Origin of the sequence: Desulfotomaculum sp. (assembly GCA_003513005.1) — a bacterium.
GTDB lineage: Bacteria > Bacillota > Desulfotomaculia > Desulfotomaculales > Nap2-2B > 46-80.
Genome location: DOTD01000086.1, coordinates 1 through 12,017 on the forward strand (window position 1 = coordinate 1; position 12,017 = coordinate 12,017).

Sequence of the window (12,017 nt, forward strand, 5' to 3'; positions counted from 1 at the left end):
CCGCCGGTATGGGGGGGGTCCCGGGCCCCCTCCGGGCTCCTGCCCCCCCGCCTATACCGGAAAGTCCCCAACACGCCATATTTGTATTAGGAAAGGTGGGGATGCCCGAAGAAGCAAGGAATACTGCGATACTAAGAGATTTTTAGCCGGACAAATGTCCTCAATGTAAAACCTAAAAAATGCCTTTATCTTATTACTTCCTTTCTCATATTCTCAGGATTGATAGTTAGCCTTTGCAGAGGAGCATGGCTTGCTTTTTTGCCAATTTCTTTAATTATTGTTTATCACGTTTGGAAAAACAGGGAACAAAGAAAACAAATAGTTTTTTTTTTTTCTATTTAGTTTGTATAATGATTATTTTAATTTTAGTCCCATTTAGAAAAGAGATTATGTTATTTAAGTTTTCTTCTCTTTCAGGAGAGATATCAAGCGGGATAAGTTTGGAAGGACAGGCGGGCAATCAAAGGATTTTTATTTGGCAGCATACAATAAAACTACTGAAACACTTTTGGGCATTTGGAATAGGCCCTGATTCGCTTATATACGGAAAGCTAATGACTCCGATAAATGAACTTGTAGATAAAGCACATAACATTTATTTGGAAATAGCCATTACCATGGGTGTATTTGCTTTGTTTTCCTATTTATCTTTTCTGTTTTCTTTATTAAGAAAAACATACAACGAAACTGGTTTTTTAATCTTTGCGATGATTGCGGCTTACCTTGTGCAAGGTTTTGTAAATATAGATATCGTCGCGATCATGCCTGTATTTTGGATTGTTCTTGGATTAGCGCTTGCCAATTCATACCATGAAACAGATAAAAGTTTGTCTATTTAAAACCGCAAAGCCCATATTCCCAAATACTCTTTAATTATAATGCTGGTATCCAATATTTCGGAAGCTGACGGGACAAGCATCCCCGCACTAAATTCAAAATTGGAGTTCGCCTTATAATCCGTTGGATATGGCGTCGTATCAACGCCTATTTTATCGAAGTTTAACACAGCCCTGCGCATATGCGACGCCGAAGTTACAAGGACAGGCTTTTTAAATTTATACTGTTGCATTATTTGTTTGATGTATAAAGCATTCTGCTCAGTATTGAGGCTTCTGTCTTCGGTAATTATTTTTTCCTCCGGTACTCCCAAGCCAATTAACTGACGTTTTGCTATAAGTGATTCGTTGCCGGTATTTGAATACACTTTTCCCCCGGAAATGATTACCGGCAGGCCTGTAATCCTGTATAGTCTTACAGTTGTGATCAGGCGGTTTGCGGCATGGCCCGACAGATGGCCCTGTCCGTCAAGATCAGGAGTATCTGAAGTAGCGCCGCCCCCAAGCATAACAATAACATCGCCATTTATAGATAACGGCGGGCGGTATTTATATTCCAGACTTCTGGTTAACGGATCGCTTAAAAAGGGTGTAGATAAGATGTAAAAAATAAAAATTATCACGGCAAGGATAACTGCAGCCTTCCTGTCACGCCTGAAAAGCCAAAAACAAAATAGGGCAAAAATAATAATTAAGAAACCTGGCGGCAATAAAAAGGTTGTATAAATAAACTTGATAAAATATAGCATCTCTTAATTCCTTAAAGAAAGGACAGCCTTTTGTGGCTGCCCTTTCTTATTAACTAACTATTAAGGAGAAGTTACTGTTCCTGCTTTTTCAGATGTGCCGTTTGCCCCTGTTCCTTCAACATAGAGACCGCCATAACTTGCAACTGTATATATTTTGTAACTAGAAGTATCTACCTGGTCATACACATATGTTTTGCCCGCAGTCGCGCCAGTTGTACCAGGTATACCGACCATATCTGTACTTAACCCTATAGTCGCAAGATCTCCTCCATTGGTGTCACCAATATATTGGCCATTTTCCGCATAATAGCTCTCCACCGCTGCCTGCATTGTTGAAATATCCGCCTTGGCCTTGTCTATCCTTGATTTCCCGATATACCCGGTGTAAAACTTGATGCCGGCGCCGACAAGAACCGCAATGATGACCAACACCACCATCATTTCAATCATCGTAAATCCTTTTTCTTTACGCAGGATTTTTAGCATCCTTAAATCACCTCCTCTCGTTAAATGAATAATAACCAAATGTTTTCCCTTGAGGTCCTACTAATCTACATTCCGTTTTGCTGCCCGAGGGCTCCGGACATCTGGAACAGGGGTAGATATATAGAAATCGCAATGAAAGCTATCATTGCGCCTACAACGGCTATCATGACGGGTTCAATCAGGCTGGAAAACCTGGCAATGATGTATTCAACATCCTGCTCGTAAAAAACAGCCAGCTTTTCAAGCAGTTCGTCCAGCGCGCCGGATTCCTCGCCGATGGAGATCATATTAACGGCCATCGGGGGGAAAATCTTACTCTTCAGCATTACGGGAGCCATCTTCTCCCCCTCCTTGATACTTTGCCTGGCAGCGTTAATTTCTTTCGAAGCTATGCTGTTGCCGATAATTCTTTCAATTGTTTCCAGAGACTGCATCAAAGGGACTCCGCTTCTTAAAAGAGTAGATAAGGTTCTGGCAAATCTTGCCACAATTAATTTGTGGTTCATCTGACCTAAAATAGGTACTTTGAGCATCATGTGGTCAACAATGCTTCTACCTCTCTCAGTAGCGCAGAACCTCCTTAAGGCAAAGAAAGAAGCCGGGAGAAGAGTAACAAACAGATACCAGAAATGTGTGACAGCTGAGCTGATTCCTATTACAATCCGGGTTGGCAGAGGAAGAGCCGCTCCAACTGAATTGAAAATATCTACAAAAATTGGAACTACGAAGACAATCAAAAAAATCATCGCTACAAAGGCCATTCCGCCAACAAAAAGGGGATAGGTCATCGCCGATCTTATCTTTTCCCTCAATTCGTGATCTTTCTCAAAATGAAGGGCCAGGCGGGACAACGATTGATCGATGGTGCCGCTTATTTCACCCGCGGCAAGCATGTTGATAAATAAATCGGGGAAATTGTTTTTATATTCTTTAAAGGCTTCGCTTAAGCTTTTTCCCTTTTCAATTTCAAGGACTACATTCTGAAGGATTTCGCGCAGGTTCTTGGCTTCAGTTTGACGGATAAGTATATTCAGGCACTGCAACAAAGGTATGCCGGCCGAACTCATAGTGGCAAATTGCCTGCAAAAAACGGCCAACTCTTTAATCTTTATTTTAATGCCTAACAGTTTTCCGAAATTAAAATCCAACGTACGAATGGGTTTTATTTCGAGTACGAAATAATTTTTTTGGCGCAGCAGGTCCATTGCAGTTTTTAAACTATCAGCCTGGATTTTGCCGCCCATCATGCGTCCCGATAAATTTCTGGCTTTGTAGCTAAATGATAAAGACATATTAAGCGCCTGCACTTTTGAGTATCGATTCGGGATCGTGGGCCCGGTTGACGACTTCTTCCCGGGAAATTATTTTATTTTGATAATGCAGCCGCAAAGATGTGTCCAACGTCTGCATCCCATATTTACCGCCGGTCTGTAATTGGGAATATATCTGAAAGGTCTTTCCTTCGCGGATCATGTTTCTTATAGCAGGGTTGGCTACAAGTATTTCCAAGATCGCCACACGTCCGGGCCTGTCCATCCTGGGCGCCAATTGCTGGGCGACTATTCCTTCAAGGGTATTGGCCAATTGAACCCTGATCTGCTGCTGCTGACCGGGGGGAAAAACATCTATGATGCGGTCGATTGTTTCCGCAGCGCTTGAGGTATGGAGTGTGGCCAGGACAAGGTGGCCGGTCTCGGCAGCTGTTATAGCGATTGAAATAGTTTCCAAATCACGCATTTCACCTACCAGGATTACGTCCGGATCCTCCCGCAGGGCAGACCTTAGTGCAACAGCGAATGATTCTGTATCCTGTCCTATTTCGCGCTGGTTGACAATGCAGAGATTATGTCGGTGCAAATATTCTATCGGGTCTTCAAGCGTTATAATATGCAGCCTTTTTTCTTTATTGATCAAGTCAATCATTGATGCCAGTGTGGTTGACTTTCCGCTGCCTGTAGGCCCGGTAACCAGCACTAACCCATTTGGCCTCTTGGACAGATAATTAAGTATATTTGGCAGGCCCAATTCCTGAAAAGAAAGCATTTTCGTATTCAGAACCCGCATCACCAGGGCAGTGCTGTTTCTCTGCTTAAAAACATTCACGCGTACCCTCGTAACATTTGGAACCGAGTATGAGAAATCAAAATCTCCCTTTGTTTTAAACTTGTCATATTGTTCCTCATCCATCAACTGCCGGGCTAAAAGATCCGTATCTTCCGGTACAAGCGTCTTTATCTCCTCATCTTTTAAAAGATCAAGCTTTTCCTTGATTTTAGAGTCATTTACTGGATGAAGCGTTCCATGCAGCCTGAATACAGGCGGCTTGCCGGCGGTTATATGAACGTCTGAAGCGCCTATTTTTGCGGCCTGCGTCAGGATCTTAACGATGTTCAAATTTATTCCTCCCTGAACGCCACTCTGATAATCTCTTTTATGGTTGTAACACCCTCGAAAACTTTTTGGAGCCCGTCTTCTTTTAAAGAAATCATGCCTTCTATGAATGCAGCTTTCCGCAGTTCATCATTGGACGTTTTCTGCAAAATAAGGTTTTGAAGGGAAGGAGACACACTCAAAACTTCATGAATGGCGATTCTTCCTTTATACCCGGTATGATTGCATATTTCACAACCAGCGCCGTGGTAGACGGTGTCTTCGTGTTCCAAACCCGCAAAAGCTATTTCCGCTTTGTCCGGTGTATATTCTTGACGGCAGTTCTGGCAAATTTTACGGACAAGGCGCTGGGCAACGATCCCGATAACAGAGGAGGCAACCATGAAAGGTTCAATTCCCATATCAATCAGCCTTGTAATAGCTCCGGGAGCATCATTGGTATGCATGGTCGACAGCACAAGATGCCCCGTGGTGGCAGCCCTTACGGCAATTTCAGCTGTTTCAAAGTCGCGAATCTCTCCGATCATAATTACATCAGGATCCTGCCGGAGAATTGATCTTAAATAATTGCCAAAAGTAGCTCCGGCTTTTATATTTACCTGGGACTGGTTGATGCCTTCCAGCATGTATTCCACCGGATCTTCAACAGTTACAATATTTCTTTCAATAGAATTAATAGAGTTAAGCGCAGTATAAAGGGTAGTTGTCTTGCCGCTTCCGGTTGGACCTGTCGCCAGTATGATACCGTGAGCATTTTTAAAAAACTTCCTAAAATAATTCATATTTTGAGGTCCGAAACCGAGATTTTCCAAAGTAAAATTCTTTATATTCCCCTTGTCCAAAATACGAATAACAACTTTCTCACCAAAAACCGTGGGCATGGTTGATATTCTCAAGTCCAGTTCCCGTCCGGCAATCCTTAGAGGTATCCGGCCGTCCTGGGGAACTCTCCGCTCGGCAATGTCCATACTGCCCATTATCTTAATACGTGAAACAACCGCATGAACCATCTTACGGGGAAGGGTCATTACATCTCTGAGTATGCCGTCGACACGGTTGCGCACCCGTACGGAAAATTCGAAAGGCTCAATATGAATGTCGCTTGCATCCTCGTTGATTGCCTTCATAATCAGGGAATTAACCAAACGGATAACAGGCGCCTCGTCGACAATTACTTCTTCTATAATCTCTTCCTGCTCTATTATTTCGGGTTCTGTAAGCAATTCCTGAAGCACCTTTTCCACTTCAGGAAGCCCAAAATATTTATCAATATAGGAATTTATTTCTTTTTCGCTGGCTTTTACTGATTTGATATCTAGCCCGGTAAGCAGTCTCAGGTCATCTATGGCAATTATATTTAAAGGATCCGCCATTGCAACAACAAGGTGTTTTCCCTCTTTTCTAATGGGAAACATTTTATATTTCCGGATTAGCTGCTCGGGAATAGTTTTAAGCAGGTTTGCTTTTATTTCGTCTTTCGGTTCAATCTTATGTATTCCGAGTATCTTGTTAAGGCTATCCTCGGATATCATTCCCAATTCAATCAGGATGCGGCCCAATAACTCACCGGTCCGGGTTTGAACGCGTAAGGCCTCGTCAAGCTGCTCCCCGGTAATAAGGCCTTCCTCAATTAATTTTTCACCCAATAATTTTCTTTTTCTTATTACAGCTAAAGCCACTCTTTATACACTTCCATACCGGAAAATAAGTGACATCAGATTTGTTTACCAAACCAAATGTTATTACCTGCAAATCAAACCTCAGGCGCCTCATCAACAACTACTTCTTCTGCAACTTTTTCCTATTCTATTACTTCGGGTTCTGTAATCATTTTCTGAAGTACCTTCCCCAGAGGCATTTTTTATTTTTTAACAGGAAATATTTTTTATTTCATTTTAATGGGAATTATTCCTTTTGTAAACTATAATTTTACTATATTAGCCAATTTTTTTAAGCGATAAATTCTTTACATCAAGTTTTTTGTGTACAGATAGATTAAATATTCTTGCCTGCAATCTAAAAATGTGCTAACCTTGTGCCAGCTATTTTGCATGAATTCCCCTTATAAACAACAAACACGAACAGGTGATCTTGAAGTTGCATTTTATAACGCCGATTCTTTTTTTTGTTATAGGCCTAGTCATAGGAAGTTTTTTGAATGTATGCATTTACCGCATACCAAGAAATGAGTCAATCGTCTTTCCTGCTTCCCATTGCCCCAATTGCGGCAATAATCTTGCGCCCCGGGATCTGGCGCCCCTTTTCAGCTACCTCGTTTTAAAAGGCAGGTGCAGGTACTGCAAATCTCCGATACACTGGCGCTACCCGCTTGTGGAACTTCTCACCGGATTTTTGTTTATAGCCCTGTACTGTTCGCTGGGATTAAATTTGCTTCTGCTCAAATACCTCCTTTTAGCCTGTTTCTTAGTAGCAATTTCTTTTATTGATCTGGAGCATTATATAATCCCCAACAAATTGGTGATTGCCCTGCTGGGAAGCGGAATAGTCATGGGCCTTTTAACCCGGGAACACAGTCTTGTTTCCGTTCTTTTAGGTATGTTTGTCCCTTTTGCCGCCTTAATGGCTTTAGCACTGATCAGTAACGGAGGAATGGGGGGCGGCGACATCAAGCTCGCCGGTGTAACGGGGTTGTTTCTTGGCTGGCCTCAAAGCATAGTCGCCCTGATTTTGTCCTGTTGTATCGCAGGCATTGCCAGCCTGATCATGTTGGCGCTAAAAGTAAAAAAGAGAAAAGACCCCATCCCGTTCGGACCTTATTACGCTGCCGGAATTATGATCAGTATTTTCTGGGGGAAACCGCTGCTTGAGCTGTACCTTGCCTATTCGGGTTTTTAACCCTTGTCAGCGGGCAGAACAAATGCTACAATATAATATATTTGTTTTGGGCGCGTAGCTCAGCGGGAGAGCGCTTGACTCACATTCAAGAGGCCGCTGGTTCGAAACCAGCCGTGCCCACCAGATAAATCCTTTAACGCCAACGGTTACAGGGTTTTTATTTTTATTCAGGATTGATAAGGAGATAATATTTATTTATGAAGAACTGCGAAATGAAGCTTACCGGCAATATATTGACAATAACAGTTGATATCTCAAAGGAATTTGGCAGGTCCTCCTCCGGAAAAAGTATCATTATCGGCTCGACTGAAGGAAACGTATCCATACCGGACAAGGAGGATATTAAAATCGGCTTGAATGTTTACCGGAAGGCTTAATTAAATATTACTGCTAAAATTTAACTTTTGTATTTTCCTTGAGGCCCAGGCTGCCGTCCCGGACTACTAGATCACCTTCTTTAAGGCCGCCGGCAACCTCAATATTGTCCTGATCGTTAATTCCTGTTTCAATCAGTTGATAACTTATCCGGCCATTATTAACAACTGCGACTTCTTTTTGGCCGTCGCCCCTGGTGATTACGGATTCACGCGGCACTATAAGCACATCTGTCCGGCTTAACGTCTGGATAGCCACTTTAACCTCGAAACCGGGCTTTAAATTAGCGGGATCTTTAACGGTGATCAGGACCGGCGCCCTTCGCTGAATAACTCCGAGGGCGGATATTTTTTCTTCAGCCTGAGGATAAATTTTTTTCACGGCGCCGGTAAGCCGGCGGTCAAGTACCGGTGCTGTAACGGTTACTTTCTGACCGACGGCAACCTGCCCCAGATCATCGCTTAAAATATCCGCTTTTATCTCAAGCTGTTCTGAATCCGCTACAGTAACCAGAAGTACTCCGGAGTTAACAACCTGCCCCAGTTTTACAGGAACGGCAAGTACGATACCCTCCAGGGGACTTTTAACTGTAAGCTGCTCCTCTTTTGCCGAAAGGACGGCCAGAGACTGTTTAAGCCCCTCTGCCTGCGCAAGGCCTGCTTCAAGTACGGTTGAGGCTTCTTGAAGGGTTTTTTCATCTATTTGGACCTGCAGGGCTGCTCTATCATATTCCACACGGGATGCGGCGCCTGTTTCGTAGAGGTTCTGAATACGGGCATAATTTTCTTTCGCATCTTCAAGCTCTGCGGAGGCTTTATCCAACGCCGCTTTCGATCCCTCAGCGTCTATCAAAGTCTGGGACAATAAAGAACGGGTGTCGCGGATCTGGATTGTCAGATCAAGGTTCTCCAGCACAACAAGGATCTGCCCCTTTTCAACTTTTTGGCCGGCTTCCACAGGCAGCTGTTCTATCGTAGAGTTTTGCGCAGCGTACAGATCTTTGCTGTCCACCGGCTGGACGTAACCGGTGTCGATAATTTCCTTAACAATGCTGCCCTTGACTGCCTGCACAGTATCAACATTTTTTACGCTGCCAAGCAGCCATCCACAGACGATTCCCGCTGCTATCAGGATTGTTATACCCGCATAAATTATTTTTTTGCGATTCAATCCCGCCGCCTCCTCAATTATTTAGTAGTTTTAATCAGTCCCTGGCTTTGAGAACTTCCACAAGATCGAGCCTGATTATATTTTTAACTGCCAGCCAGTAAGCAATTGCAATAAAAAGCACCCCTGAAGCTGCCGAAATTATGTAAGTCAGGGGGTAAATCACAATTTGCATGGAATATGCCGAATAAACCTCGTCTCTCGTCGCGGAATATATGTATGCTCCGGAGATCAGGCGCCCGAACGGCAACCCGACAAGCACGCCAAAAACCGTCTGTAAAAGGTTTTCCTTCAGCAAAAGGCCTGAAACTTCATTCACTCTGTAGCCTAACACACGCAGGAAACCCATCTCCCTTTTCCGTTCGGCAAAACTGATCACTGAGGCATTGTACACTATAGCAAACCCGAGAATAACAGCAAAAGCAACCATAATAAAGACAAAAGTAAACATATATCCAAGGTTGCTCCTTATTCCTTCCAACTCCTTGCTGCGGCTTATAATGGATGATATACGGTTCATACCGGACAGGTTTTTTTCAAACTCCGCCGATCTGCCGGGAGCAACTTTCAGCATCGCTCCCGAAACAGCATTTTTTTCCTGCAAAATGCCGTTTAATTGTTCAAGCGTTGTATAGCTTACTCCCCCTATAAACTGACTGTTTATGCCGGCAATTTTCAAAGTGGCGACGCGCAGAGGACCCATGCCGAGAAGCGTTTCCACCTGCACACTGGCGCCCTTTTTAACGCCAAGTTTCCTAGCTGTCGACTCGCTGATCAGCAGGCCCTCCCCAGAGACAAAAAGGGGTCTTCCGGAACTGTCCCAAATTCTTTTTAGTTCTGCATCCGGGAGCATTCCCATAATAACCTCGTCCCTGGAAAGGCTTCCGAATTTAATTTTCACAGGCGCTTCCAACACAGGTTCGGCTCTTGTAACAGCATCCAGCCGCGAAATGGCCAGCAGTTCAGTTTCTTTTACAGGCGCATCAAAGCGCACAAAATAATCATATAGCTGATCTCTGCTGAAAAGAGTATCCAGCATGTAACTGTATGTATCGTTTATGAAAAGCGACAGCACGAGCAGCCCTGTCGCAAACATAACACCGAGTACTGTTACGGCTGTACGAAACCGGTTGCGGTTGACCGATCGCAGGCACATTTTCCAGGACAGATCTATTCTCTCCCAGACTGAAGTCCATCTCTCCAGAAATACCTTACCGGTCTTCCCGGGAGACACCGGGCGCATAGATTCGGCCGGACGCACTCCCAGTACGCCGCGTGAGGCCGCCAAACCGGCAGCTGCGCTGACACCCAAAGTAAGTACGATACTGTAAAAAATAGCTTGAAGATTGACCCCTCCAACAGTTACAGGGAGATTAAAATACGATGCGTAGAGTTTCGACAGTGAAGCCGAAAAAAATATACCGGGAAAAATTCCCAGCAACAAGCCCAGCAGACCGATAGCCAGAGCATATTCGGTATAATGCAGCATGATTTGAAAACTGCTGTAGCCGATGGCTTTCATCGTTCCGATCTGCAGGCGCTGGATTTTGACCATCCGCCCCAGCATCACCAGTTCTATCAAAGCTGCAATTCCGAGGAAGATAGAAGAGAAATAAACTGCCGAATTCCGCAGCTGCCCCAGTTCCCCATCCAGAATTGCAGCGCTGAACTGGTCTTTGCGCGGGTAACTGGCCAGAAGCCCATACGGCTGCAGAATATCTTTAATTGATTCGGAAACTTTCTTTTCATCGGCGCCCGGCGCCAGTTTTATTATTACCTGGTTGACCTGGCCGGATAAATCAAGAATATCCTCGGCCAGACTGTTTGTTATCATAAAAACCCCGAAACCTTTTGAATCCGGCATAAAACTTGCCGCATCCTTAACGGTATAGATAAACTCCGGGCTTGTCGCAGTACCGATCACATCCAGCTGAACTTCCCTGCCCTCGGCTATGACAGTAACCGTACCGCCTTTGGAAAGGTTGTTGGCCTGTGCGTACTTGGGATCCAGCAGAACCTGCGCCCTGCTTTCCCGGGCTCCTTCTTTAAAGAGGCTGCCGCTTAAAAGATAAGGACGGTTAACAGCATTTTCAACCGGCAAAGGGAAACTGGTCAGCCGGGCGGTTCCCCTCTCCCCGTTTTCCATGAGGATAGTAACATCCTTTTGAATTCGCCCGGTCGCCATATTTACTCCGGGAACAGCTTCAATCTGACGCAGAATGCCCTGCGGCGCCTTGACTATATGAAAATAGTAATCAGCAAAGTTATAGTCATGGTAAAACCAATCGGCCGATTTCGTCATATTGTAGCATGTGGAAATCATAGATACATATACAGTCACGCCGACCATAATTACGGCTGTGATGGCCAGGAACTGGCCTCGTGAAACTATGAAGTTGCGGAAAAGCCTTTTTGTCAGGACATTCACTACCACTCAATCCTCTCCGGTGAAACAGGGACAGTATTTTCGATAATCTCAACAATCAGACCGCTGCTCATGCGCGCCACACGATGGGCCATTGCGCCAATAGGCGCGTTATGTGTTACTATAATTACCGTGCTGCCAAGTTCGCGGTTTATCCTGGAAAGCAGGCCAAGGATCATCCTGCCGGTTAAATAGTCCAGGGAACCTGTCGGTTCGTCACAAATAAGCAGGCGCGGGTTTTTCACTACTGCGCGTGCTATCGCAACACGCTGCTGCTCACCCCCGCTGAGTTGGGAAGGGAAATGATCCATCCTGTCCGCCATGCCCACTTCCTGGAGAATTTCTTTTACCGACAGGGGTTTGGCCACTAAATGAGCAGCCAGTTCCACATTTTCCCTTACAGTCAGATCCGGTATCAAGTTAAAAAATTGAAATACGAAGCCAACTTCTTCACGCCTGTACCGGGTTAACTGCTTCTCGCCGGCCCGGCTCAAATTCTCCCCGAAAAAGTCAAGACCACCCCAAAATGGGGCGGCTTGCACGAGCCCTATAAGGGCTAATTACTTGCCAGCGCCTAAATGACGCTGGCTTAAACTTCGTTCAAGCCATGTGCACTGATTACTTGGCAGGACCCTTAAAAGGGCTCTCAAGTTCTTTGGTCGAAATTTTATCTATTATCTGATCGTGTTTATCTTGCTCGCGTATATACTTTGCTATCGTTTGTTCATTCAA

12 protein-coding genes and 1 tRNA gene are annotated in these 12,017 nt (G+C 44.5%); 4 read left to right on the plus strand and 9 right to left on the minus strand.

What is annotated here, in order from left to right; translation table 11 throughout:
• Window positions 1-245: 245 nt before the first annotated feature.
• On the plus strand, window positions 246-839 hold the full coding sequence (locus DEH07_10875; GenBank protein ID HBY04992.1) for a hypothetical protein: 594 nt from the start codon (window positions 246-248) through the stop codon (window positions 837-839).
• On the opposite strand, the gene DEH07_10880 is transcribed toward DEH07_10875, so the two are convergent.
• From DEH07_10880 to DEH07_10900, 5 genes are all read right to left on the minus strand, one after another.
• Complete coding sequence (locus DEH07_10880) at window positions 836-1,585, minus strand: YdcF family protein (protein HBY04993.1); 750 nt, start codon at window positions 1,583-1,585, stop codon at window positions 836-838. The genes DEH07_10875 and DEH07_10880 overlap by 4 nt on opposite strands.
• Window positions 1,586-1,645: 60 nt before the next feature.
• A complete protein-coding gene (locus DEH07_10885) occupies window positions 1,646-2,071 on the minus strand; it encodes a hypothetical protein (protein ID HBY04994.1) in 426 nt (141 codons plus the stop codon).
• Between the two features lie 65 nt (window positions 2,072-2,136).
• Entirely contained in the window at window positions 2,137-3,363 is a 1,227-nt protein-coding gene (locus DEH07_10890) for a type II secretion system F family protein (protein HBY04995.1), read from the minus strand.
• 1 nt (window position 3,364) lies between these two features.
• Entirely contained in the window at window positions 3,365-4,465 is a 1,101-nt protein-coding gene (locus DEH07_10895; GenBank protein ID HBY04996.1) for a type IV pili twitching motility protein PilT, read from the minus strand.
• 2 nt (window positions 4,466-4,467) lie between these two features.
• Entirely contained in the window at window positions 4,468-6,126 is a 1,659-nt protein-coding gene (locus DEH07_10900) for a type II secretion system protein GspE (GenBank protein HBY04997.1), read from the minus strand.
• Between the two features lie 442 nt (window positions 6,127-6,568).
• Here DEH07_10900 and DEH07_10905 point away from each other — a divergent pair, with 442 nt between their 5' ends.
• From DEH07_10905 to DEH07_10915, 3 genes are all read left to right on the plus strand, one after another.
• Entirely contained in the window at window positions 6,569-7,318 is a 750-nt protein-coding gene (locus DEH07_10905) for a prepilin peptidase (GenBank protein ID HBY04998.1), read from the plus strand.
• 48 nt (window positions 7,319-7,366) lie between these two features.
• A tRNA-Val gene (locus DEH07_10910) sits at window positions 7,367-7,441 on the plus strand.
• A 74-nt stretch (window positions 7,442-7,515) separates the two neighbouring features.
• Window positions 7,516-7,695 carry a hypothetical protein gene (locus DEH07_10915; GenBank protein HBY04999.1) on the plus strand — a complete coding sequence of 60 codons (180 nt, stop codon included), beginning with the start codon at window positions 7,516-7,518 and terminating at the stop codon, window positions 7,693-7,695.
• A gap of 13 nt (window positions 7,696-7,708) precedes the next feature.
• Here DEH07_10915 and DEH07_10920 read toward each other — a convergent pair whose 3' ends face one another.
• The 4 genes from DEH07_10920 to DEH07_10935 all read right to left on the minus strand — a co-directional run.
• Window positions 7,709-8,881 (minus strand): efflux RND transporter periplasmic adaptor subunit, encoded by a 1,173-nt coding sequence (locus tag DEH07_10920; protein HBY05000.1) that lies wholly within the window; start codon window positions 8,879-8,881, stop codon window positions 7,709-7,711.
• A 16-nt stretch (window positions 8,882-8,897) separates the two neighbouring features.
• Entirely contained in the window at window positions 8,898-11,288 is a 2,391-nt protein-coding gene (locus DEH07_10925; GenBank protein ID HBY05001.1) for a hypothetical protein, read from the minus strand.
• Entirely contained in the window at window positions 11,288-11,836 is a 549-nt protein-coding gene (locus tag DEH07_10930; GenBank protein HBY05002.1) for a macrolide ABC transporter ATP-binding protein, read from the minus strand. The genes DEH07_10925 and DEH07_10930 overlap by 1 nt, the downstream gene beginning before the upstream one ends.
• A 67-nt stretch (window positions 11,837-11,903) precedes the next feature.
• A partial coding sequence (locus DEH07_10935) for an IS200/IS605 family transposase (GenBank protein ID HBY05003.1) occupies window positions 11,904-12,017 on the minus strand: 114 nt, incomplete at its 5' end.